Annotated in this window: 28 protein-coding genes; 18 read left to right on the top strand and 10 right to left on the bottom strand. The window is 39.7% G+C overall.

Features of this window, described 5'->3' with window-relative positions; translation table 11 throughout:
• Window positions 1–58: 58 nt before the first annotated feature.
• The 16 genes from FTT92_RS02740 (at window position 59) to FTT92_RS02665 (ending at window position 9,361) form a co-directional block, all read left to right on the top strand.
• Window positions 59–877 carry a hypothetical protein gene (locus FTT92_RS02740; RefSeq protein WP_180171363.1) on the top strand — a complete coding sequence of 273 codons (819 nt, stop codon included), beginning with the start codon at window positions 59–61 and terminating at the stop codon, window positions 875–877.
• Complete coding sequence (locus tag FTT92_RS02735; RefSeq protein ID WP_180171362.1) at window positions 877–1,053, top strand: hypothetical protein; 177 nt, start codon at window positions 877–879, stop codon at window positions 1,051–1,053. The genes FTT92_RS02740 and FTT92_RS02735 overlap by 1 nt, the downstream gene beginning before the upstream one ends.
• Complete coding sequence (locus FTT92_RS02730; RefSeq protein WP_180171361.1) at window positions 1,053–1,427, top strand: hypothetical protein; 375 nt, start codon at window positions 1,053–1,055, stop codon at window positions 1,425–1,427. The genes FTT92_RS02735 and FTT92_RS02730 overlap by 1 nt, the downstream gene beginning before the upstream one ends.
• A complete protein-coding gene (locus tag FTT92_RS02725; RefSeq protein WP_180171360.1) occupies window positions 1,420–1,776 on the top strand; it encodes a hypothetical protein in 357 nt (118 codons plus the stop codon). Before FTT92_RS02730 ends, FTT92_RS02725 begins: the two co-directional genes overlap by 8 nt.
• A complete protein-coding gene (locus FTT92_RS02720) occupies window positions 1,769–1,936 on the top strand; it encodes a hypothetical protein (RefSeq protein ID WP_180171359.1) in 168 nt (55 codons plus the stop codon). The genes FTT92_RS02725 and FTT92_RS02720 overlap by 8 nt, the downstream gene beginning before the upstream one ends.
• Window positions 1,929–2,237 (top strand): hypothetical protein, encoded by a 309-nt coding sequence (locus FTT92_RS02715; RefSeq protein ID WP_180171358.1) that lies wholly within the window; start codon window positions 1,929–1,931, stop codon window positions 2,235–2,237. The genes FTT92_RS02720 and FTT92_RS02715 overlap by 8 nt, the downstream gene beginning before the upstream one ends.
• On the top strand, window positions 2,237–2,440 hold the full coding sequence (locus FTT92_RS02710; RefSeq protein ID WP_111884584.1) for an AlpA family transcriptional regulator: 204 nt from the start codon (window positions 2,237–2,239) through the stop codon (window positions 2,438–2,440). The genes FTT92_RS02715 and FTT92_RS02710 overlap by 1 nt, the downstream gene beginning before the upstream one ends.
• Before the next feature lie 114 nt (window positions 2,441–2,554).
• The gene (locus FTT92_RS02705; RefSeq protein ID WP_078191967.1) at window positions 2,555–3,139 is read left to right on the top strand and encodes an aminodeoxychorismate/anthranilate synthase component II; all 585 of its coding nucleotides are present in this window, start codon (window positions 2,555–2,557) and stop codon (window positions 3,137–3,139) included.
• Window positions 3,140–3,157: 18 nt separating this feature from the next.
• Window positions 3,158–4,204, top strand: coding sequence for an anthranilate phosphoribosyltransferase (trpD, locus tag FTT92_RS02700; RefSeq protein WP_168379163.1), 1,047 nt, complete (start codon window positions 3,158–3,160; stop codon window positions 4,202–4,204).
• Between the two features lie 16 nt (window positions 4,205–4,220).
• A complete protein-coding gene (gene trpC / locus FTT92_RS02695) occupies window positions 4,221–5,027 on the top strand; it encodes an indole-3-glycerol phosphate synthase TrpC (RefSeq protein WP_180171357.1) in 807 nt (268 codons plus the stop codon).
• Window positions 5,028–5,133: 106 nt separating this feature from the next.
• Window positions 5,134–6,117: a hypothetical protein gene (locus FTT92_RS02690; RefSeq protein WP_218951550.1), complete on the top strand. Its 984-nt coding sequence runs from the start codon at window positions 5,134–5,136 to the stop codon at window positions 6,115–6,117.
• A 111-nt stretch (window positions 6,118–6,228) separates the two neighbouring features.
• Entirely contained in the window at window positions 6,229–6,918 is a 690-nt protein-coding gene (locus FTT92_RS02685; protein ID WP_078191970.1) for a Smr/MutS family protein, read from the top strand.
• A gap of 95 nt (window positions 6,919–7,013) precedes the next feature.
• Window positions 7,014–7,562: a GTP cyclohydrolase I FolE gene (gene folE, locus FTT92_RS02680; RefSeq protein WP_171262632.1), complete on the top strand. Its 549-nt coding sequence runs from the start codon at window positions 7,014–7,016 to the stop codon at window positions 7,560–7,562.
• 120 nt (window positions 7,563–7,682) lie between these two features.
• Window positions 7,683–8,039, top strand: coding sequence for a cupin domain-containing protein (locus FTT92_RS02675; protein WP_180115029.1), 357 nt, complete (start codon window positions 7,683–7,685; stop codon window positions 8,037–8,039).
• A gap of 250 nt (window positions 8,040–8,289) precedes the next feature.
• Window positions 8,290–8,739, top strand: coding sequence for a hypothetical protein (locus FTT92_RS02670; RefSeq protein WP_180171356.1), 450 nt, complete (start codon window positions 8,290–8,292; stop codon window positions 8,737–8,739).
• 70 nt (window positions 8,740–8,809) lie between these two features.
• Entirely contained in the window at window positions 8,810–9,361 is a 552-nt protein-coding gene (locus tag FTT92_RS02665; RefSeq protein ID WP_180023378.1) for a DUF4385 domain-containing protein, read from the top strand.
• Window positions 9,362–9,369: 8 nt separating this feature from the next.
• Here the strand turns inward: FTT92_RS02665 and FTT92_RS02660 are convergent, their stop codons facing one another.
• The 5 genes from FTT92_RS02660 to hemE form a co-directional block, all read right to left on the bottom strand.
• Entirely contained in the window at window positions 9,370–10,761 is a 1,392-nt protein-coding gene (locus tag FTT92_RS02660) for a diguanylate cyclase (RefSeq protein WP_180171355.1), read from the bottom strand.
• 107 nt (window positions 10,762–10,868) lie between these two features.
• Window positions 10,869–12,743 carry a DUF4105 domain-containing protein gene (locus FTT92_RS02655; protein ID WP_373684092.1) on the bottom strand — a complete coding sequence of 625 codons (1,875 nt, stop codon included), beginning with the start codon at window positions 12,741–12,743 and terminating at the stop codon, window positions 10,869–10,871.
• A gap of 109 nt (window positions 12,744–12,852) precedes the next feature.
• A complete protein-coding gene (locus tag FTT92_RS02650) occupies window positions 12,853–13,323 on the bottom strand; it encodes a DUF3015 family protein (RefSeq protein ID WP_078190276.1) in 471 nt (156 codons plus the stop codon).
• Between the two features lie 150 nt (window positions 13,324–13,473).
• Window positions 13,474–14,265, bottom strand: a complete 792-nt coding sequence (locus tag FTT92_RS02645; RefSeq protein WP_373684091.1) for a DUF817 family protein — start codon at window positions 14,263–14,265, stop codon at window positions 13,474–13,476.
• A 40-nt stretch (window positions 14,266–14,305) separates the two neighbouring features.
• A complete protein-coding gene (gene hemE, locus FTT92_RS02640) occupies window positions 14,306–15,376 on the bottom strand; it encodes a uroporphyrinogen decarboxylase (protein WP_078191978.1) in 1,071 nt (356 codons plus the stop codon).
• Between the two features lie 205 nt (window positions 15,377–15,581).
• On the opposite strand from hemE, the gene FTT92_RS02635 reads away from it, so the two are divergent.
• Both FTT92_RS02635 and FTT92_RS02630 read left to right on the top strand, forming a co-directional pair.
• Complete coding sequence (locus FTT92_RS02635; RefSeq protein WP_078191979.1) at window positions 15,582–16,802, top strand: L,D-transpeptidase; 1,221 nt, start codon at window positions 15,582–15,584, stop codon at window positions 16,800–16,802.
• 191 nt (window positions 16,803–16,993) lie between these two features.
• Complete coding sequence (locus tag FTT92_RS02630; RefSeq protein WP_180171352.1) at window positions 16,994–17,689, top strand: pirin-like bicupin family protein; 696 nt, start codon at window positions 16,994–16,996, stop codon at window positions 17,687–17,689.
• 28 nt (window positions 17,690–17,717) lie between these two features.
• Here the strand turns inward: FTT92_RS02630 and FTT92_RS02625 are convergent, their stop codons facing one another.
• From FTT92_RS02625 to FTT92_RS02605, 5 genes are all read right to left on the bottom strand, one after another.
• Window positions 17,718–17,960, bottom strand: a complete 243-nt coding sequence (locus FTT92_RS02625) for a hypothetical protein (protein ID WP_180171351.1) — start codon at window positions 17,958–17,960, stop codon at window positions 17,718–17,720.
• A gap of 714 nt (window positions 17,961–18,674) precedes the next feature.
• A complete protein-coding gene (locus tag FTT92_RS02620) occupies window positions 18,675–19,874 on the bottom strand; it encodes a hypothetical protein (protein WP_218951549.1) in 1,200 nt (399 codons plus the stop codon).
• A 102-nt stretch (window positions 19,875–19,976) separates the two neighbouring features.
• Window positions 19,977–21,407: an aspartate ammonia-lyase gene (locus tag FTT92_RS02615; protein ID WP_180083997.1), complete on the bottom strand. Its 1,431-nt coding sequence runs from the start codon at window positions 21,405–21,407 to the stop codon at window positions 19,977–19,979.
• A gap of 183 nt (window positions 21,408–21,590) precedes the next feature.
• Window positions 21,591–23,231, bottom strand: coding sequence for a thiamine pyrophosphate-binding protein (locus FTT92_RS02610; protein WP_180171350.1), 1,641 nt, complete (start codon window positions 23,229–23,231; stop codon window positions 21,591–21,593).
• Window positions 23,232–23,279: 48 nt separating this feature from the next.
• Complete coding sequence (locus FTT92_RS02605) at window positions 23,280–24,746, bottom strand: aldehyde dehydrogenase (RefSeq protein WP_180171349.1); 1,467 nt, start codon at window positions 24,744–24,746, stop codon at window positions 23,280–23,282.
• Between the last annotated feature and the right edge of the window lies 1 nt (window position 24,747).

Raw genomic sequence — 24,747 nt, 5'->3', positions numbered from 1 at the left:
GTGAAATAGAGGCACTTATCATCGACGCAAAATTTAAAGAAGCAACCTGGAGAATGCGATGAACTCTGCGGCTGAACTTAGAAGATTTAATGAAAATTCTGCACTGCAGAAATCAAAGGAAAAAGTGATTGAAGCACTTGAGCATGAAGCAATGGGATTATCAATTGCTCAGCTCATGACGGTTTGCAAATTAAGTATCAAAACTGTCAAAAACATTTTATCTGTTATTGATGTTAACCAGGAAGACGGAGTCTATTTTCTTAAATCGAAGCCAACTCCTGCGATTGAGACAAAACCACAAGTTGTACCTATTAAAGCAACACCTGAGGAAAAACCTGAGGTGATAGACGCTTCATCTAATTTAATAGCTAAAAATAAGTTCTGCTCCAAAGACCTCTTTTTAGAACTCGAGCGTTCTGACAACGGCTTAACAGCTAAAGACTTGATGGATCTATTTTCTATAACTAGAAGTCAATTAGACCAGGCCATTTACTACATTCGCCAAACCAATGAAGTTAAGTTGGTTAAAGACTCTTTAGGTGTTGGACGCTTTACGTTAATAAAAGAAACAGCGGTTAAACCTACTGTGGATCAACTGGCACTTCAAAAGCATGAAAAATCTAATGAATCTGAGCAAATGACTAAATCTGAACGCACACTAGAAGAAATCAAGCCCCCTGTGCTTCAGCAACAAGATCCATTGGAAATTTGCAAAGCTCAAATAACTACTGTGGTAACTCGGAAAAGCGAATTAAAAATTTATGAAGATCAACTTCGCGAATTACTGGCCAACCTCTTTAACTTGAAAAATGTGAAGTTTTGCGTTGATGGTGGCCGTCTGACTGGTGTTTATTTATCTGAAGAAGTGGTGGCGTGATGGAAGTACATGAAAAGCGAAAACTTTTAGAGGCGATTGATATTTTGATAAAACGCCCTGCTCAGGCTGATGAAACTACTTTAGGTAATGCAATTGGTTATTTCACTAAATTAATTGAATCAACAACAGGTGGTCAATTGACGATTGTGCCAGTGGTTAAGGATGAGGTGGCGTGATGGATATTAAGAAAGAAAGAGAAGTGTTTGAAAAGTACTGCTTCGAAGTATTTTTAATGAGTCCTTCAGATGGACATTTTGATCGAGAATTACAAGATCCTGAATTTTATGAAAGTGTGGATACTCATCGCCTTTGGAAGCTGTGGCAAGCCAAAGCCCACGCGGTGCCGGAATGGATTGACTACACAAAGCAGTCACCGCGTATTGATGGTCGCTATCAAATATTTATTAGCGGAGAGCAAATTACTGCTGACTGGCAATCACCTTTTGGATTTTCAGATCCAGTTGAAGGCGAAGCGCTTATTCAGGAGTTGATTAGTCACTGGGGAATGTTGCCTGAACCGCCGAAAACACAGGAGCCAACCAATGACTAAGACATTAATTTTTGAAGGCCATTCGGATGATATTTTTGGTGAAACTAATCACTTTCGTGATGATTATGATAATTGTGCAACCGGCAAGCCTATTGAATATTTGGTTAAGTCGGGTAATGAAGCGATTGTCATCACAGGACAGCACTGCCCTAATAATTCTGGCACATGGATGATTGGTGTCGCTAACTACGATCCAAATTACGAGGATCGTGACTTTCCAAAATGGGCTATGAGATTGGAGCCGCAAGACTATAGAAATGGTTATCAGCCTCGCCTAATTATCGAAGCACCTGATGATGTTGAGCTTAAGTGCTTTCAACGTGGTGAAGTGGAGCCAGCCAATGACTGAATCAATCGATATTCAAAACCTTAAAACTGGCTTGAATGAAGTGCTTCGCGTATTTACAGAAAAGACTGGAGTTGTGATTACTGACATCTATGTAGATGCAAAAGAGATTGATGGTGAAGTCTTTTATGATGTTGAAATTGAGGAGTTGCAGGATGAATAACCTAACAAAACCCCAATTCGCCCAGCTCCAAATTGACAACTTAACTTCTAAAGACATCCCTTACTTTGAAAATTGGGGTGCGCAGGAAGTGGGACTGTTTAATGCGATTGTGAATGCAGTCGACTACGACAATGAGTTTACTTTCAATATGCGCGGTTGGTCTCGTCAGCGTGTAGTAAATGGCATAGGTGGAATGATCGAAGTAAATGAAATGAATGCTGATGAGCTATATCACTTGTTTACTTGTTATTTGAGTGGGTTGCCAAAAGCAGTTTTTGAAAGTTTGAAGGAGGTGTCTTGATGGAAATTGATCGTCGAGTTCGGGCTAATGATTTTATGAAACTTCTCTCTGTTGGAAAAACGAAGTTCTATAGAATGCTAAAGCAAGGAGAGCTTCCCGAGCCAATCCGTTTGAGTGAAAAAGACGTTTTTTGGCACGAATCTCAAGTGAAGAAAGAAGTCGAAAAATACAAACAAGAATCTGATAATATAGCCTGCACTTAGCAGGCTTTATATTTTGTGCCTGATTTAAGTAAAGTTTTTAAAACGGGTAACGTTACGGGTAACAAAAACCGCTAAACAAAATATTAGTATAAATTTCTTAGGGATACGCTAGATATGCTTCTCATGATCGACAATTATGACTCTTTTACCTACAACATCGTCCAATATTTTGGCGAGTTAAATCAGGAAGTAAAAGTTGTACGTAACGATGCCGTGACATTGGAAGATATCGAGCGATGGCAACCGAAGTATTTAGTCATTGGTCCTGGCCCTTGTTCGCCAAGTGAAGCAGGCATTTCAATTCCTGCAATTCAACACTTTGCGGGAAAAATTCCTTTACTGGGTGTGTGTTTAGGCCACCAAGCCATAGGACAAGCTTTTGGCGGCGATATTATTCGCGCTAAAAAAGTGATGCACGGTCGTTTATCTGACATGTATCACAGCGATCAAGGCATTTTCAGCAACCTCCCTTCTCCATTTGCCGCTACTCGCTATCACTCTTTGGTGATTAATCAAGCGACTTTGCCAGAATGTTTAGAAGTGACCTGCTGGACCAATGAAGAAGATGGCACGATGGAAGAAATCATGGGAGTCAAACATAAGACATTGCCTGTCGAAGGCGTGCAGTTTCACCCTGAATCGATTCTTAGTGAACATGGCCATCAAATCTTTAAAAACTTCTTAGAAATTTACGCATAATCGAGTGCAAAAAATATTATGAATATTCAACAAGCTTTAAATAACATCACGAAAAATATTGAACTCACTCAACCTCAAATGGAAGAAGTGATGCGCACCATCATGCAAGGTGAAGCAACCGATGCTCAAATTGGCGCACTGATGATGGGCTTACGCCAAAAAGGTGAAAGTATTGATGAAATCACTGCCGCAGCACGTGTAATGCGTGAATTTGCGATCAAAATTGATGTCAGTGATCTGCCACATTTGGTGGATATCGTTGGTACAGGTGGTGATGGTCAAAACTTATTTAACGTCTCTACTGCATCTAGTTTTGTTATTGCAGCAGCAGGTGCAACTATTGCTAAACATGGTGGTCGTGGTGTTTCATCAAAATCAGGCTCTTCTGATCTTTTAGAACAAGCAGGAATTAACCTTGACCTGAACATGCAGCAAACTGAACGTTGTATTCGTGAAATGGGCGTGGGTTTCCTCTTTGCACCTAATCATCATAAAGCCATGAAATATGCTGCTGGTCCACGTAAAGAATTGGGCTTCCGTAGTATTTTCAACCTACTTGGCCCGCTTACGAATCCGGCCGGCGTAAAACGTTTTGTGATTGGAGTTTTCTCTACAGAATTATGTCGTCCTATGGCTGAAGTTTTAAAACAGCTTGGTGCAGAACATGTCTTGGTGGTGCATTCTAAAGATGGTTTAGATGAAATTAGCCTTGCATCAAGTACTTATGTTGCAGAACTTAAAGATGGCGAAGTTACTGAATGGGAAATTCAGCCTGAAGCTGTAGATATCGAGTCGCAAACCTTAACAGGTCTATCTGTAGATAGTGCTGCTGAAAGTCTGAAATTGATCAAAGATGCTTTAGGTAAAAACAAATCTGCACTCGGTGATAAAGCCGCGAATATGATTGCCCTAAATGCAGGCGCAGGCATTTATGTTTCAGGCTTAACCAAAAGCTATAAACAAGGTGTTGCATTAGCACATGACATTATCTATGGCGGTCAAGCCTTAGAAAAAATGGGCATTTTGTCTGAATTTACTAAAACTTTAAAAGAATACGAAGCTTAAGATTAGGACACAGATCATGGTAGATATCGCCAATACAATTTTGGGTAAAATTGTTGAACGTAAAAAAGAAGAATTTGCAGCCCGTCTTAAACAACGTAGCTATAAAGATGTCGAAGAGCTAGCTCAAGCAGCTACACCTGTTCGAGGTTTTGCACAAAACCTCGGCTCTAAACGTCCGGGGGTGATTGCTGAAATTAAAAAGGCATCACCATCGAAAGGCATCATTCGTGAAAACTTTAACCCTGCTGAAATTGCGCAGCAGTATCAAGATGCTGGTGCAGCATGTTTGTCTGTTCTCACCGATGTAGATTTTTTCCAAGGTGCCGATGAAAACATTCAGATTGCACGTTCGCACTGTGACTTACCTGCGCTTCGTAAAGATTTTTTAATTGACCCTTATGGTGTAATTGAAGCACGCGCTTTACATGCGGACTGTATTTTATTAATCGTGGCTTGTTTGTCTGATCAACAACTCGAAGAAATGTCTAAAACAGCTTTTGAACATAACTTAGATGTGTTGGTTGAAGTGCATGATGAAGATGAGCTGGAACGTGCAATGCGTCTTTCTGACAATTGTCTACTAGGCGTCAATAACCGTAATTTAAAAACCTTTGATGTTGACCTCAATACATCATTACGTTTGAAGAAGTTACTTGAGCCTTCTCGCCTGCTGGTGACAGAAAGCGGTATTGCAACACCTGCTGATGTCGCGATGATGCAAGAACATGACATTCATGCATTCTTGGTTGGTGAAAGTTTTATGAAGCAGCCACGCCCTGATCAGGCGTTTAAGGAGCTGTTTGGTATGCCTGATAAAATATAAATGAAATATGTAGGGTGAGTTCGCTCACCCTTTTTCTCCTTTGCATCCATATTAAAAAAATTACACATCCTTTTTATAATTTTTATTCAATTGAGAATTAATAATAATGAAGTCGATTATTTCTTCTACTCTTCTATTCATTTCATTAATCTTGGTTTCACTACATCAGATAAGTTGGGCAAAAAATATAACTCTTTATACTGGCTCACCGTATCATATTGACCAAAATCATATCCTCTACTTTAATATTTCCACTATGCCCGAAGGCATCATTGCTGCGCAGATTGACCTAAATCAAATTTTTCCAAATATAAATACTAACGTGCTAAAGGGCAAAAATTATGATTTCAATAATAATCAAATTGAAATCATTAGTTATCAAGGCTTACCAATAGTCATTAATTACTCAATCAATACTAAAAACAAGAATATTGAAAATTCAACCTCTTTTTCTATGTCTAAAGGACATAAAAATTCTTTATCAAAACCAATCAATATTAAATCTCACCCTATTTCCATGGAAAAATTAAATCATTTTGAACAGATTTTTTATAAAGATACCCCTCATTTATTGAAAAAGAATTTAGCTGATGAGCCATATTTAATAAATATATTCATGTTCCATGCAGCAATAAATGATTTTGATGATATGAATGATTTTTTCCAAAATGCGATAAAGAACCTGACAAAGAAAAATGATATTGATAATTATGAAAAAGCCAAAAATTTGTATCTTGAATATTTAAATTTTGGTGAAAACAATGAATTTTATGATACCACCTTAATTATGGCGGCTATCGAGCACACAGATATTTCTTTCATCAAAAAAATGAAGCTGAGAAAAATAAATGAACTTGTAGTAGATGAAGTTGAACCACAAACATATTATTTCACTAGATGCTCCCCATTAGGTAAAGCTATCCGCCTAAATCAATATCAGATAATTTCTTATTTACTTGAAAAAGGCGCTTCAACCGAAATCGTGTGTATTTCTAAATTTAATGAAGAACAATCAGCATTAGCTCTTGCAGAACAATATAAAAATAAAAAAGTTATTAAATTAATTAATTCAACTTTGAAGCCCAAATAGGACTTGTAATGAATTAAGAGATCTTCTTTATATAAAGTCTTTCCAGTTCAAATCAGTGCCATTTAAGGCTATAATTGCACTAAATTTTTGTATATTTCCCGTTTTTTCATTATGAGCAAACACGATTCTTCGCTTTCAAAAGATCAGTACAACCTACTGAAATCTTTTAAAAAGCAAATTACGAATCCACATTCCTCAACGATTGCTAAACAGCCTGAGCCAACGCCAAAGACTGTTGAACAAGAGCAGGAAGAAGACTTCGCGCTTTTCCAAAAGCAAATGCAAGGTGTTCAAAAAATGAATGCAGGAAATATTGCAAAAATGGAAAAAGTGGGTCGTAAAAAACCTGATGCGCAAACGTTGGCTAAACGTGCTGCTGCAATTGGTCCTATGGAAACAGATGATGCATTACTTTCTGATACGCAAGCGATGCTCAACCCTGTTGCCAGTCAAGCTGCTTTAAGCTATCGCATTGCAACCTTACAACATAAAGTTTTTGAAGATTTGAAAGCTGGTAATCTACGTTGGTTTGAAGCTGTCGACTTACACGGTTGCACTGTTGAAGAAGCCCGTTCTGCCGTGCTGCAAATTATTCAAATGGCGAAAGATGACAATCAAAACGTCATTAAAATTGTGCATGGCAAAGGTCCAGAAGCAATTTTAAAAACTTATGTAAATAGTTGGTTACGTCAACATCGTGATGTATTGGCATTTGTGAGCGCCCCAGAAAAACAAGGCGGCACAGGTGCTGTACTGGTTCTGCTTAAACGTGCAGAAAAAAACCCACAGTTTAAACAATAATCGGATTTAACTCCAAAAGAAGGCATTGTAATAGTTTTCTGCTACAATGCCGTCCTTGTTCAATCTCTCAGTGTAAGTGAACACGTCTTATGTCTATGCAGCAATCCTACGCAAATATCCTAACTGCCGTTGGTGAAGATCTGAATCGCCCAGGTCTTAAAGATACGCCTATGCGTGCTGCTAAAGCTTTTTCATATCTTACTTCTGGTTATAGCCAGACACTTGAAGAAGTGACCAACAATGCGGTTTTCCCATCCGATAACCGTGAAATGGTCTTAGTTAAGAATATTGAATTCTATTCATTGTGTGAGCACCATTTATTGCCTTTTTATGGCCGTGTACATATTGCTTATCTCCCAGAAGGCAATGTTTTAGGTTTATCAAAATTCGCACGTATTACAGAAATGTTTGCCCGTCGCTTACAAATTCAGGAAAACCTTACTCAGCAGATTGCTGAAGCAGTGGCTGAGGTGACTGGTGCGCGTGGTGTTGCTGTGGTGATTGATTCAGCTCACATGTGCATGATGATGCGTGGTGTAGGTAAACAAGAGTCTACAACACGTACCGTTTCTTTTGTCGGTGACTTTAAAACCAATAAAGAAGAGCGCCGTGAATTCTTAAGTGCTGTGCCTGAAAGCTATTAACAGAACATTCAGCGTTAGCACTCATAAAAAAAGCCTCAAACTCTTGAGGCTTTTTCTATTTATGTTTTAATGTCGCAAATCGTTTGCTTTGATAGCAAAGCACTATTTTCAGGATGAATCATGTCAGATGTATATATTGCCGGTCAGGGTTTAGCGCAAGCCAAACACAGCATAGACTTCCCTCGCCCAGACCGTTTGGTTCAGGGCAATCCTAAACGTGAAACTGCAAGCCTGTATGTACACCCCAATATGGACTGCGGGATTTGGCAATGTGAAGTTGGCGCATGGAATATTGTCTTTGCACCGAACAAACAAGAGTTTTTTACTATCCTTGAAGGATTAGTACGTATTCATGATCAACAAGGCGGATATATCGAAGTTTCTGCTGGCCATGCGGGCATTATTCCCCCATCGTTTCAGGGCAAGTTTGAAGTTGTCGAAGCCGTCAAAAAATACTATGTGGTTGTAGAAGTTTAATCGCCCAAAATATTTATTTTGAAAAAATATCTTTTAAAAATATTGTTTGTAACCGTGCTGTAAGACTTGTAACTCAAAACTACAGCATAAAATTGATATCAATTACTTAATGTATTTCTGTTCATAAATTAAACATTTCATAACATGATTTCACCCCCCATATTCAAGATTAGTCCGTACATTGAAAACAAGATGAATCCTTTAGATTCATTGCTATTTTCTTTTTTTTTACTAACTAAGGGTGATCACTATGGTAGCCGCAAAAAAGACAACTGAAAAAGATGAGAAAAAGACAGCGAAAACTACGGCAAAAACTGCAAAAAAGAATGAGGATAAAGTAAAAAAATCAGCTAAAGCATCGAGTAAAGATTCAAACAAAGCAACAAAGAAAACTGCTGAAAACAAATCTAAGGACAGCACTTCTAAAAAAGAAGCTGCAACTAAAGATGAAAAAGTAAAAGCTAAAAAATCTGCGTCAACTAAAAGTTCGCCGAAATCTAAAGCTGACAAAAAAGAGGCCCCTAAAAAAGCCAGCACATCAAAAACAAGCACTAAAGTTAAAGATGAAAAGCCAAAAGCTGAGAAGAAAGCAACAAAAAAATCTTCAACAGCAAAGAAAACGGATGCTAAGGCAAGCAAGTCTAAGGGAGAAAGAACCAAGACGACCAAAGCCAAATCCACCAGCAAAAAGACAAAATAAAAAGTAGCCCCAACTGGGGCTACTTTTTTAGCTTAAGCTTGAAATAGAGTAAGGTTGTAATGGAGTGAATATGAATAATAAATCCATCCCCACACCTAAGCGTGTATCACGCGTTCATTCCAATAGTTTTGATTACAGTTTAGATTTTAAAAAGATAAATTTTCGCGAACACCCTGAACTTTATAGAATTGGACGTGGTGAACAAGGTGTATTACTCGTAGAGCCTTATAAATCTGAAATTTTGCCTTATTGGCGATTTGCTAATGAAGAAAAAGCCATCGAAAGCAGCACCAAAATTTGGCAACTTTTTGAAGAGTATTTGGACGCTGAAGATTTTGTCGGTGCAGATATGGCACGTAAATTTTTGCAGATGGGTTTTACACGTGCACGTCGCTATGCCAACCATAAAGGTGGTAAAAAATATGAGGGTCCAGTCCCTAATGATAAAAAAGGATTAAGTGGTGCACATGGACGCGAAGAGCTTCCAAGACAAAAAGAGGATCCCGTCAAAGCAGCTGCTGCACGAGTATTTAAACAAAAATGGGATGAAGCTAAAGTTCATCCCAAGTATGTAGAGCAAAAAGCAAAATTTTTAGATTTTCTACAAAGCAAAATTAAGTGAATATCCATTTAGGATGAAGATGATCTTGTTTGCTGATCAGTTTTAGCAACGTAAATACGGTTACGACCAGTATTCTTGGCAGCATAGAGTGCTATATCGGCAGCATCTAGTAAACGTTGATAGTCAGGATGACCATTATACTGCACACAACCAACGCTAACGGTTAAACTAAATTGCTGACCTTGTACTGTTCGGATCACTCCATTTTCAATATATTGGCGAATATTTTCTGCAACTTTCATCGCACGGTTTACATTGGTGTCCACCAAGAGTAACAAGAACTCTTCGCCACCAATACGGAATGCATAATCGCTACCTTGGCTGTAACGCTGCAAAGCTTCGGCAATAAATTTCAGTGCAAGATCACCTGCCGCATGACCAAACTTATCATTGATCATTTTAAAGTAATCCGCGTCAAAGGCTAGCAAAGACAAAGGCGTTTTATTTTGACGTGCAAAAGTAATTTCACGTGAAATAATAGTACTAAGATAACGACGGTTTAGGAGTTGCGTCAAAGAATCATTGCCTGACTCAATATATTCAGCCACCTGAAATAATTGATCGACTAAATGCTGAATTTCACGATTTAAGTCTCGAATCTGTTGAATCAAATGTTGCAGTTGATCTTTATCCGTTATTTGTGTGGTTTGCTGCGTTAGCTCATCCACTTGATAAATTCGATCAATAATTAATTGAACCTGATCTGAACCCGAAAAAGCATATGCCGCTTTATGAATAAACCACAATCCAAATTCTGATTTTGAAAGTAAGGAATGATAAAAACTGACATTTCCCGAAAAGATTTTAAACATCAATTCATTTTCCCAATTGAGCAATGAACCACGTTGTTTATCTTTATGCACTGCAACATCTTGCATCGCTGAAAATAAGCGATAATTATGCTTGGTTTCTTGCTTTTTTTCCGTATTGATCTCATAAGATCGGCACATAATTTCTGTGCTAAATCCCATAATTTGTACAATATAACTGCACATATGGAGAATATTTTGCGTATGGTTTAGCTCTAAAATTTCAAATATTTTACGTTCTATTTCACGTACACCACGCATAATCAACCATGACGGAATGCCGACACGCGCATGCACCATTCCAACTTTTTGCTGCCTTTTAACCGAAATTTCAAAATCATTATTTAGTGCAACATTAAATGTTTCTAATAACCATTTTCTTAAGGTGTCGATGAGCCTTTTTTGAATAATATCGTCTTTAAAAAATTCAGCTGACGCTGGTTCTCTCGACATTTGTTCATAAAAAACAGTAACTAAATGCTCAACATGCTTCTGGATAAATTGCAAAGCTGCAAGATGTTCATTTTCAGTATATTGATCACAAATATCTTTCCAAGTCTGACTTAGACCTGTAATACATTCTTGATTCATTCGGTGACACAAACCACAGCGATTACAAAGCTAGCAATCATACCTTGCTTTACTTACATAAAAAAACAAATTTATTTGATATTTCACATTTTATCTATTTTTAAAAATTAATAGAAAAATACATAACTCAATTTCAATTTATTCCAATCTTGATCATCTTGTTGCTGGTATTCGTATCCTAGTCTTAAAGCATTTTGTTGGTTGACGATATATTGTAATTCAGCATCGAGTTTCAGATTCCATTGATGTGTATCTTCCCAATACGGAAGCTCTGCCTGAATCAAACTATTGAATCTTTCTGACCAAATATTTTGGCAACCCAGTGTCGGCCCAAGGCCCACTCGCCATCCCTGATCAAGTGACTTGCCGCCCTGCACCTGCATTTGAGACTGTACATAACACAAATGTGTACGTTCCTGATTGGCCCAGCTATAACCAGATTGTGCTTTGAATTCAGCAACGCCATGTTGTTTCGTTTCGCTAAATTGACCTGCATCTACAGACACTTGCTGCCAGCCAAAATTAAAACCCCAAGTTAGCGGTGTTTTAAATGGCGTGATCGGATTGTAGGAGTTGACCGATAAAAAATCAAAATGATTGAGTTTGAGTTGGTCGTCACGATATTGAATCGAGCCATCCCAAAACATCAACTGCGTACCAATCCGAAAGCCACCTTGCGGATCGATCAAATCATGATAAGCCTGACGATGACCGAGTTCGATGTATTTTTCACCTTGAACTTCGCCTACTGTAGCTGAAAAATTTCGCGCATGATGTCCATTGACTGGGTCTAGACTTGGCTGCTTAGGTTCAGTCCGTTGTTTTGGTTGCGAAGATTGACTACGTAAGGCCAAGATTTGACGTAATTTAGGCTGCGTTTCTTCCGCACTCACCTTTCTCCCAATCAGTAATAAATACAGATGGTCATACGCCATTTCTAATATTTTCGCTTGCTCTACTTCATTAAACTGAGCGAGTGCTGTCGACATGTTCTCAGGTTCAATTTCAGCGAGCTTATGCGCTTCGCGTGCTAAACGATATCCATGTTGCTGCGCTTGTGACAAAAGCTGCGTTTCTAATGCAGGACGATAAACCGCTGCTTGAATCAGTTGTTCATCATTGATCGCTTTGATCGTCTCAACGGGAATGGAAGCGACTTTAAATTTCTGGGTTAAATTCAGTGTGGGGCGAACCAAATCCATTAAACCCAATAATCGATATGCACAGTTATCACTGGCGAAATAATAGGGAAAACTGACATTTTGCATTTCCCAAATATGTTTAACCAAATAACTGGTTTCTTGCTCGGTTAGTGCTAGCTCATATTCCCACAAATCACGACTTTCAAAATCACCATATTCTTTCACCTTTCGGTAGTACGGCATCAAGGAATATTCACCAGGATACTGTCCTGTTAAGCCTTTCCATGCATAAGACCAGTTATCTTCACCTGCAACTGTCGCTGCATAGTTAATGGCATAGGACACCAAATTTAGCTCTTTTTGATCTTTCGGATCGAGACGCAATAAGGTATGTCCAAACATAGAACTTGGATTACCCATAAAGTCTGTGGCGTAAATTAATGTCGCTTTATACGGCTTAATTTTCCCAAACCATTCATCAAACTCAGGGCAACTCACCACTGGTAACTGCTCTGAACGGATGGATAATTCTTGCATCAGCCACTGACTACGCGCAGGGAAACGACAACGAAAGGCTTGATTAGGTTCGGCGGGTTGAAACAGTGCAGCGACATCTGCCTCTAATTCAGCTTGAGCACTTTGGCGGCCATTTTCAGCTAAAAAATAACCTGTATAGGCAACTTCACTTTGTCCTTTATGATCTGTATATAAAAGTCGTTGCCAACTGATGTGTTCAGACAGTTTTTTTGATTGTGCAAGTTCAATATATCGCTGTAGCTCTACGGTTTTAGAGAGGTTTGGATCTACAACTTGCTGAGCATATAAGATGCTCGGAATCATAAAGGTACAAAATAAAGCAATTGATTTCATTCAGTTATATTCAAATCCATTTTTATATATTTTAGATAATAAAAAACCCTGCCAAGAGACAGGGTTTTGAAAGCATCGATTAAACGTATGCTTTAAGTACTTCATCTTTCGCCATTACGCTTTGTAATGAAGCAAGTACTTGTAGAGAAGACTGGTTTTCAGCTGAATAGATTTCAGCAAAATTTGCTTTAGACACAGCAAAGAAACGTGCTTTATCTGTTGATTGGATGTTTAAAAGCTCAGCCAAAACATTCAGGCTCTCACCTTGACCAACTGCCATATCACGAGCAAGTGATTCAGCATTTTCATTGGTAAATGTTACTGCTTGAGCAGTCACTGTACCTGTACCGCTACAACCTAAAGTACCAAAGGTAATACCAAGTAACTGGTTAGTAAAAATACCGTTGGTAGTCGCAGCTAAAATTTTAGGAATTTTACCTGATTGACCAGCCCAAACTTGAGAACCAACACCACAACCTACGTCACGGTCAGCAAAAGCAGCTGTAGAACCTAGTGCAACGACTGCAACTAAAGCTAATTTTTTTAACATAGCACTTCTCCAGGGAATTTTATTCCATTGTTTTTAATTATTAAAACATGTGTAATTTTGATTACACACCTGTAGATTAACTTGATCTTTCAGATAAGGCAAAACATTTTCATCTAAAACTTTTGGCTAAAAATAATACGTTCTTATTCACTATTTTTTGAGCAACCAAGTACCATTTTCATCACGTTTTCCAAGAATTTTGAGCACTAAAACCAAACTGAGTAATAGCAACAAATACCAAGAACCAAGTTTCCCCCAACCGACCATATGCCATGCATCGACCTGACTTGGATATAACCAAATTTGATAGAAAGTACTGATATTTTCTGCGATCCAAATCAAAAATGCCAAAATCAACAGTACTGGTAACATCGGCAACTGAATCACATGATTTTGTAATTGAAAACTGAGCTTAGTTTTCCAAAAGATCACCACACTCCAAGCAAACAAAAACATACGAATATCTGGCACAAAAAATTTGGTCATAAAATTAAGATATGACAAAACGGCTAAGCACAGCATATTGCCAAAACGCGGTAAGTTACTGAACGACACCTGATATAAACGTAACGAACGTGCAAAGAAACTCCCCACCGCCGAATACATAAAACCTGCAAATAATGGCACAGTCAGCAGTTTAAAAACCGCAGGCTGCGGATATTGCCATGAGGCAATATGTGGATGAGTCAGAAATATTTCCATCCCCATTGCAAGGATATGAAACAGTGCTATGACTTTGGCTTCCGCCCAAGACTCGAGTTTAAGGTAGAGTAAACACACTTGAATGATCAGTGCATAAAACAATAAATAATCATAACGGAAAAAGCCAAAATATTCCTGACTTCCCATTGCTGCAGTTAATGCAAAAGCGATCAGCAGTAATATCCCAAATAAGGCAGCCGAAGCTGCCTTATAAGAGAACTCAAAACATGATTTTATTATCTTGACCACGGTTGAATCCTAAACCAATTTCCCTAAAGCCTTATAAATACTTAGCACTATATTCATGTACCGTATCAATAAAGGCTTTTGGATTGGCTGGATCTACCCACTGGGTAATACCATGACCTAAGTTCGCCACATAACCGGTTTTTTCACCGTTGGCATATGCATCATCTAACATGGCACGTGTCGCTTTCGCGATTGCTTCAGGCGAACCATATAATGTTGCTGGGTCTAAGTTACCTTGCAAAGCTGCACGGCCTGCGACTGTTTGACGTGCTACATTTAATGGCGTAGTCCAATCTAAACCAAAAGCATCTGCACCCGTTGCAATCATTGGCTCTAACCATTGACCACCACCTTTGGTAAACAAAATCACAGGGACTTTGCGTCCATCCTTTTCACGCTGTAAACCTGCCACGATTTTTTGCATGTAGTTCAGTGAAAATTCAATGTATTCACGGTGTGCTAATGCCCCACCCCAACTATCAAAGATTTGTACGGCTTGCGCACCTGCATCAATCTGCGCATTGAGATATTCAGTTACCGCAACAGCCAAACGGTCTAATAAGGCATGCAGCACTTCAGGTTGTGCATACATCATTTGTTTCGTAAAACGAAAATCTTTGCTTGAACCACCTTCCACCATATAGGTTGCCAATGTCCAAGGACTGCCTGAGAAGCCAATCAAAGGAACTTGTCCGCCCAACGCTGAACGAATCGTAGTCACTGCATTCATGACATAATCTAGGTCTGATTTGGCATTAAACTTAGGTAAATTCAGTACATCTTGTTCGGTACGTACAGTTTTATGAAACTTCGGACCTTCACCTGCTTCAAAATACAGTCCCAAACCCAACGCATCAGGTACAGTCAAAATGTCTGAAAATAAAATGGCTGCGTCTAAGTCATAACGACGCAAAGGTTGTAAAGTAACTTCACAAGCAAATTCTGTATTTTTACAAAGGGATAGGAAATCACCTGCTTTGGCACGTGTTTCACGATACTCTGGTAAATAACGGCCAGCCTGACGCATCATCCAAACCGGAGTTGCATCTACCGGTTCACGTAATAAGGCACGCAAGAAACGATCATTTTTTAAGGTCGTCATTCACTTTCCCAACTTAATTCGATATTCGCATCATCATATCAAAAAGGTTGTAAATATAATAACTTCTCAAGCATTTAAAAACCGATCATGTTGAGTGCCAAAAATGATATTTACACAAAACAACTACTGCATCTCCACTTTTTTTCTGTAATACTTAGCCAGTTTTTAATACACAGTAAATGAATAATTCTTAAGGTTGAATTACATGTTCGTTCGCACCATGCTCGCACTGAGCCTAAGTTGCATATTTGCTGGTACAGCTATTGCCGCATCTACTGCTGAACAACCATTAACGCCAAAAAAAGTGACTAATGTTGCAGTTCAGGATCCCATTGATCCGTTAGCGACTGAAGCTTCATCTGCAACTAGCCAAATTAGCGCTCAAGAACAAGAAGATCTGAACCAAGCATCGCAAACTTTAGACAGCTTGCAACAATCAGAAGATGTTAAAGCCGACATCGGTGCTGCACCTGCTACAGCGACTGCTACAACTCCAACATCAACTTCGCCTGCTGCCAAAGTTGCTTGGGGTTTAAATGACCTAAATAATGCTCAGTGGTATGACAACATTGGTAAAGGTCAATTCCCTGTTTATGCACGTGCGCATGTCATGCTCAATAATGCACATGCTTCACCGGGTGCAATTGATGGTACCAGTGGTAAAAATACCCTAAAGGCGATCGCTTCATTCCAACAAATGAATGGGTTGAAACCTACAGGGACTTTAACTAAAGAAACTTGGGATGCGCTGATTGCGAAACAAGGTTCTAAACCTGCATTCATTGAATACACGTTGACTGATGCAGACTTGAAAGGTCCTTATGCAGCATCAATTCCACACGACTATGCATTACAAGCAAAAATGAAAGGCTTGTACTACACACGTGTGACTGAAATGTTGGGTGAAAAATTCCACATGGACGAAGACTTTTTGAAAAAGTTGAATCCAAAAGCGACATTTAAAAAAGCTGGTGAAAAAATCTTAGTTGCGAATATTCGTAACGAAGTTCCTGAAGATATTCACCTGATCGTTGCACATAAAGGCGCGAAACAACTTTACTTGTTTAATAGCCGCAACCAAATGATCGGTTCATTCCCGGCAACGATTGGTAGTTCAGATACACCATCGCCTACAGGTACATATAAAGTAACAGGTGTTGCACCAAACCCTTGGTACAGCTACTCACCGTCTAACTTTGTTCAAGGCAACAACAGAAAACCATTGTCTTTACCACCTGGTCCAAATGGTCCTGTTGGTAATATCTGGATTGGCTTGAGCAAAAAATCATTCGGTATTCACGGTACACCGAACCCATCTGCTATCTCTAAAACTGCGTCACACGGTTGTATTCGTTTGACCAACTGGGATGCAAATGACTTAGGTAAGAAAGTGAAATCTGGTGTGACTGTTAAATTCTTAGAATAATTTTAGTCATATTCAAAAAAGCCTGCTTCGTGCAGGCTTTTTTATAGTTGCGCCTTTATGCATAACAAAAGACTCAATCTTGGCTGAGCGTTGCAAAAATAGGATGAATTGTCGCTAAAAAACTATATATCCCTATTTAGTTCAATCCTAAAATAGGCATATGTTCAATAATTAAGATAAGGATGAATGCCATGAATGCTTTTTTACATCCAAGTGAAAACCGTGGTCACGTAAAAATGGGCTGGCTTGAGTCTAAACACAGCTTTTCTTTTGGTAACTGGTATGACCCTAAATATATGGGCATCAGTGCTCTTCGTGTAATCAATGATGATTTAATTGCTGCGCATGAAGGTTTTGGTCAACATCCGCACGACAATATGGAAATCTTAACCTGCGTGCTAAAAGGTACAATTACCCATAAAGACAGTATGGGTAATCATGGTGGGATTTCTGCTGGTGAATGGCAGCTGATGAGCGCGGGAACTGGTGTTCGTCACAGTGAAATGAACCAAGGTGATGAAGATGTTCATTTATTGCAAATTTGGATCATTCCAAACGAACGTGATGCAGAGCCGACCTATCAACAAATTAAATGTGATCCACGTGATCAACCCAATCAATGGCATTTAATTGTCGGTCCAAGTGACAATGCAGCTATGCATATTCGCCAGCAAGCGGAAGTTAAATCCGCATTTTTGACGAATGGTCAAGCTTTAGACATCCATGCAACGCAGCATATCAACTATATTCATGTTATTTCAGGTTCAGTGCAAATTGCTGAACATAAAGTTGAAGCTGGTGGTGCAATTGCCTTCTTAGAAGATAGCCAAATTGAAGCGCTTGAAGATGCTCAAGTGATTTGGTTTGATTTACCCGAAGTAAAATAATTAAAAGCCCTCAAATGTGAGGGCTTTTTTATCCAGCTTGGCTAAGGCGTTCACTGCGTTTATATAACCACATCAACACTAAAGACGGAATAATAAATCCAGCAGCCACCATGATGTCATGTAGGATTGAGGCATAAGGTTCAGCAAGCATGGCATCATGCTTCATTGGAGATGTGCATGGTGACATTTGTAGTGCCAGTAAAGCGAAGAAACTGAGCTGCCAAGTTATGTTTTCACCTTTTTGAGCATGCTTTTTATATTCATAAGCCAATATATGGCAGCAAATCCAATGTCAAAGACCTAAGATCAAGTACCCCATTCCCCCATAAGTCTAAACCAAAGACAATTTTGCAAAAATATAAGTTCATATCTGCATAATACTGAAGGATATCGTCGAAAAATGCAGAAAACATGACAAGACTCTAATTGTCGCAATATGCTTATCTTTAGCCCCAAATATGTATTTTAAAGAATAAAGCAAATTACCTCCCTCACGAGAGAGTGATCCAAATCTATAAAAGTTAAATTAAAATATAAGTATGGAAATGTTTGAAGATTTGAATTTACTTGTAAAAGGCGAAATTACCCGTTTACCTTATAAAAATTAGTAACACAAAATGCCATTAAATCATCTGACCTTGCGTACCAAAGCCTGAATAAAGTTTTTGCTATAGCCATGCTCTGCAATAGCAGCAAGCCATTATCGAGGAGATTTTGACAATTTTCTAAATTTTGATCTGCTTAGAACATGGTTTAACTAAGATAAACTGAGAGTTAAATGAACAGATGCTCAGTTAATTCATAAACGATTTTTTTTATTTTTAGTAAATCTTAAATTTAATACGCCATAGCCCTGATTTAATTTAAAACAAAGACATAAAATATGAAGATTAAATACATCTGAATGCATCTTAAGTGTTCCAATAAAAAAACCTCGATCAAAGCCATTTTGCTTTAACAGAGGTTTTAGCTTGTTGGATATCGATCAGAAGTTAAAGCCAATATTTAAATTGACGCGATACAGCCATTTATCGCTATTTTCAGATGTTGCTGAAGTAAAGCCTGTGCCATTGGTTGCCCCACCAATAATATTGGCATTTTTGCCCCAAGTATAATCTGCCCACACCATAAATGGTGTAGCGATAAACATTGCACCTGTGGTATTCATTTGCGAAGCTGACCAGTCACTGCTTTCTTTGTCTAAATAACTGTAATCATTGTAAAAACGAATGGCTTTGAGTTTACCCATATTTTGAACAGGTAATGTATATGCCAAATTGACGCTTGAAACTGTACCTTCAGAGGCAATGAAATAGGCTGGTGTTAAACCATTTGCGCCCATCAAGGTCATGTCATTACTTACACCTTCAGGGTTTTCAGCATCATATTGATAATGAATCACCGAAGACTGTAAATTCCAACGTTGGTAGTTGCTGTTGGTATGAATCCCAGCGGCATAATAACTACCTTCATCGCGGGTCGTTTTGTTATGCAATTGTGCGGCAGATACAGATATACCGACCTCGTGTTTCCCGATTTGATCATTACCGAATTTACGTACAATACGAGTATTCAGCTGATTGTGCTTATCGTTTTGATAAGCAGCTTGAAAGGGTAAATGATTCTCTGAAAGATCATCATAAGTTGCAGATTCAGGTGAATAGCGTAAATTGGTTTCCAACATACGTGGGTAGTAACCAACTTTCACATCCCATTCAGGATTGTTGTAATTCCAGTTAATCCCCGGCGCGATGTTGTTGCCATAGCCCAAGAAGAACGGGATATGATAGGTCCAACCATTTTGCGGATATGGATAAAGCGCAAATGGCTTATAGACAAAACCTGCTTCGATGCTGTTGTTTTTGTCTAGGTTATAACCCACATAGGCTTTTTCAATTGAGGTTTTTTCCTGATCTTGAATTAAATAGCTCGCATTCAAATAGGCATCACCTGATTTGCCTTTTAAGTCGATACGGAAAATATCAAAATCCAGTTTGCCTATGCCGCGTTTATCACTTGGCTCCCACTGTTCATAACGATGATTAAAACGTAAAGCTCCACCCAATTTAAACGATTGTGTGCCATCGTCGCTTTTCCACTCTAATGGATCCTCTTTGGCTTGAACGCTAGCGGCAGCTGCGCTCAAAGACAGCATCATCGCTGTTATCAATATGGTTTTATTCATCTCAAGCACCTGTCCTTATTTTGTTTTGCATGCAAAACTTTGTTTATTTCCATATTTAACTAAAAAAATTTATTTAGCAGTCACTGCGAACTTCATTTGCAATTAAGCAATGTCTTGCAGCGGTGCTTCGAAGTTTCGAACTTCCGAGATTAAATTTTCAAAAGAAAAGACTTCTTTCAATTGCTCTTCCGTCATCAATCCCTGAGACAGCACCACTTCTTGAATGGTTTTGTTTTCAGCAATACATTGTTTACCAATGGCATCACAGCGGTCATGTCCAAGAATTGGATCAAGCAAAGTCACAATGCCAACACTACGCATGACCATGTCATAGGCTTGTTGTTCATTGACTTGAATGCCTGCAAAACATTTTTCATCCAAACTGCTGATACCATGTTGAAGCAATTCAATCGATTCATTCAGTGACAACGCAATCACAGGTTCCATCACGTTCAACTGTAATTGTCCTGCTTCAGCTGCCATGCTGATGGTTAAATCATTACCCATGACTTTAAAGGCAATTTGATTAACCACTTCAGGAATCACTGGGTTCACTTTGGCGGGCATAATGGATGAACCTGCTTGCAATTCTGGTAAGCGAATTTCGGCCAGCCCAGTACGTGGACCTGAGCTGAGTAAACGCAAGTCGTTACAGATTTTTGATAGTTTGCATGCCAGACGTTTTAGGGTACTTGAAATCAGAATGAATACGCCGCAGTCACTGGTGGCTTCAACATAGTCTTCGGCGCCTTTGACTGGTAATCCAGTGAGTTCAGCTAAACGTGCCGTAATATGCTGCGCATAACCTTCAGGTGTATTCACCCCTGTACCAATTGCCGTTGCACCTAAGTTGATTTCCAATAAAAATTCACGCATTTTCTTAATCAAACGCATATCTTCATTCAGTAAAGTGGCAAAGGCTTGAAACTCTTGTCCCATGGTCATCGGAACCGCATCTTGCAACTGTGTACGGCCCATTTTCAACACATGTTTAAAATCAGCTACCTTCGCACGAATGGTTTGAATCAATTTATCCAGTGCTAAAAGCAGGTCTTCTATACGGTGATATAAACTGATCCGTAGTGCTGTTGGATAAACATCGTTGGTCGATTGGGATTTGTTGACGTGGTCATTCGGATGCAGAATCGAGTAACTCCCCTTTTGCTCCCCCAAGTATTCCAAACCAATATTGGCAATGACTTCATTACAGTTCATATTGACCGATGTACCTGCCCCACCTTGGTAACAGTCAATTGGAAATGACGCTGCCCATTGCTGTGGCTGTTCAATCAATTGATCAGCTGCATATTCAATGGCTTTAAGCTGTTGCTCACTGATTTTTTTATAATTAAAATTACTTTGTGCAGCTGCTTTTTTGACAAAGCCTAAAGCACGAATAAAATGCAGTGACTGTCCAACCGTTAAATGGGAAATTTTAAAATTTTCTAATGCACGTTGGGTATGAATGCCGTAATACGCACTAAATGGCACTTCTTTAGCACCCAGTAAATCATGCTCAATCCTTGTTTGCATATCCACTCACCTTGTTTTGCTCTACCTTAGTCTGCTGAACTCAGGTTTTATGTCCTTTGACTTTACATGTCGTCTGACTGTAACTCAGGTGCAATTCCCCTTCGGGGAAATTACACCGTTCAATTTCATTCACTTTTGTTTGATCAAAAGGGTTTTAGACTTTACTGATCCAATTCGGATGGATTAGTACAATTTCTTCTGTGGTGGACCCGCAAATTTCAATGGACCAATTGCGTTCATATCAAGCTCAATAACCGCTGGACCATTCAAATCAATGGCTTCTTTGATTGCAGTTTTAAACTCTTCCGCGCTCGCTACTTTCCAGCTCTTCACACCCATCGACTCACCCAATAAACGGTAGTCTGGAGTGTGCAATTCATTGAAGTACTGACGACCGCCAAAGTAGTTATTTTGAATGCCGCGCATCACGCCATAACCACCATCGTTCATAATCATCAGCACCATATCGGTGTTTTCTTGCGCCATCGTCGCAATTTCACCAATACCCAGCATCAAGCCACCATCACCCACTAAGCCCACAACTTTTTTGTCTGGGTTAGCAATCGATGAACCAATGGCATGTGCAAGACCCAAGCCGATTGCACCAGCCAATGAGTGGATGTTTTTGTTCGGTGTTTGTACTGGGAACAAACGGCTGCCCCAAGTACTGCCTGACATGGTGATGTCACGAACAAAAATACCGTCTTCTGGTAATGCAGCGCGCAAGTGGTCGCAAATCAATGCGTATTGATCCATTTGCGTACGCAGTGCATCTACCGCATGTTCACGCGCGGCTTTAATGTCTGCATCATAAGCGGCATCAATTTTACTCACGCCATTTAAAGCGCTGAGTACACGTGCAAAAGTATCTTTGGTATCTGCACAGACAAATTGAGAAACCTTATAGTTACGCTGCTGCGCCACTGGGTTGGCATCAATCTGGATAATATTTTCAGGGAATTCAACTGAGTAAGTCTTGGTTTCATTACTGCGCAAACGTGAACCTGCAACAATCAATAAGTCCGCCTCTTTCATCAGCTTTTCAACGGCTACAGAGTTATGGAATGCACGTAAACTGCGTGGATGATCATCTGCCAATACACCGCGTGCATGAGTAGAAGACACCACTGGAATACCCAAGTCAGCCAGCGCTTTCACTTCTTCTACTGCATTTAACGTACCGCCGCCAATCCAAATTAGTGGACGCTTCGCCTTTTTCAATGCATCTGCAATCATGTCAATTTCAGCATCATTCGCTTGCGGCAATAGCATAGCTTTTACTGGGCCAAGATTGGCTGGTAAATCAATTTCAGCGGCTTGTACATCAATTGGAATTTCTACACTTACCGGCCCCATAGGAACAGTAGTCGCAACGCGAATCGCTTCACGAATTACACCTACTGCATTGTCTGGGCTGGTAATACGAAAAGCAGCTTTACTCGATGCTTTTAAGAAGGTTAACTGGTCTTTGGTTTCATGAATAAAGCTTGCATCGCGGTCTAAATATTCACGTTCGACTTGACCGGTTAAATGCAGCACTGGGCTGCCAGCATTCATTGCTTCGATCAGTGAACCCACAGCATTACCTGCACCTGCACCTGTACTTGTCAAAGCCACACCTAAACCTTTAAAACGCGCATGCGCATCTGCCATTGTGACAGAACCAGCTTCACCACGCGCGGCTACAAAACGCATCTTTTCACGGCGGCCAACAGCATCGGCAATAGGTAAGTTATGAATAGAAATCACACCATACATACTGTCTACATTATGCTGTTCTAATACTCGAGCGATTGCTTCGCCTACATTTACACGTTCAGTCATTGTTCTTTCCTTAATTTTTTCAATTCGTTGTTTATGGGTGTTTAGCTGCTAGTCCGACCATGGATTAGCTTGCTCGTTTAACCCCAAATAAATACTTTTTTGCTGCATATAAGACAGAATGCCGAGGCGCCCTTTTTCACGGCCAATGCCGCTGTCTTTAAAGCCGCCAAATGGCGCACTGATTGAAAATTTTTTATAGGTGTTAATCCACACTGTACCCACTTCCAGCAAACGGGCAATTTTCCATGCTTTACGGTAGCTTTCTGTCCAAATCCCTGCAGCTAAACCAAAACAGCTATCGTTGGCTTGCTCGAATAAATCTTTTTCATTGTCGTATGGCATAACGACCAACACAGGGCCAAAAATTTCTTCTTGGCAGGTTTGCGCGCTGTTGCTCAAACCCGTGATGATCGTCGGTTTGTAGAAACTGCCTTTGGCAAATTCACCTTCAGTGATCGCTTCACCACCCGTAACAACCGTACCGCCTTCAGCTTTGGCTAATTCCACATACCGATGCACAGATTCCAAATGCTTTTGGTTAATGAGTGAACCCATATGTACATTTGGCTGTTCAGGATGGCCCACGCGTAAACCTTCAGTGATTTCCACTAATCGCTTTAAAAATTCGTCATAAATGGAAGCGTGAATAAACAAACGCGAACCCGCAATACACGCCTGACCTGCTGAACTGAAAATACCGTAAGCAATACCTTTGGCTGCAATTTCAATATCTGCATCTGGCAATACAATCGTTGGCGATTTTCCACCTAACTCTAAAGATGTGGTAATCAACTTTTCTGCGGCAATATGTGCCAAGTGACGGCCAGTAGAAGTACCGCCCGTAAAAGAAATTTTGCGTACCAAAGGATGTTGAGCAATGGCATCGCCAATCACTGAGCCGCGTCCAACCAACACACTCAAAATGCCTTTTGGCAATCCTGCTTCTTCAAAGATTTTTGCCAGTTCCAAGGCAATTAATGATGTCGCTTCAGCTGGTTTTAAAATCACCGCGTTGCCTGCAGCAATAGCGGGTGCTAATTTTTGTACTTCACTGGCAATTGGAGAATTCCAAGGGGTAATCGCTGCCACCACACCCACAGGTTCATGCACGCTCATGGTCAAAAAGTCAGATGCACGCTGCGTGGTCAATTCTTCATTAAACGTTTCGCAGGCTGCGGCATTAAAGCGCGCCGTTGCTGCTGCACTCATGACCAAAGCACGTGTTTCAGCTAAAGGCTTACCGTTGTCACGAGTTTGCAATTTAGATAATTCATCTACGCGGGATTCAATAATATCAGCGACACGGTACAATATTTTTGCGCGCTCATGCGGCAAAGAATTGCGCCACTCTGGCTTACGCCATGCTTGATCGGCCTTTGTAATCGCTTCTTCAACATCTTCCAACGTTGCGGTAGATATTTCCGCATTGACTGAATTGTCTGCTGGAAAAACACTTTGAATCACGTTGCCGCGGCCTAAACGCCATTCACCTGCAATATAAATTTCTTTAACCATG

This window comes from Acinetobacter sp. YH12023, assembly GCF_013420135.1.
In the GTDB taxonomy this organism is placed as follows: Bacteria; Pseudomonadota; Gammaproteobacteria; order Pseudomonadales; family Moraxellaceae; genus Acinetobacter; species Acinetobacter amyesii.
The sequence above is the reverse complement of the archived record's forward strand: the minus strand, read 5'-3'. Positions and strand labels throughout refer to the sequence as shown.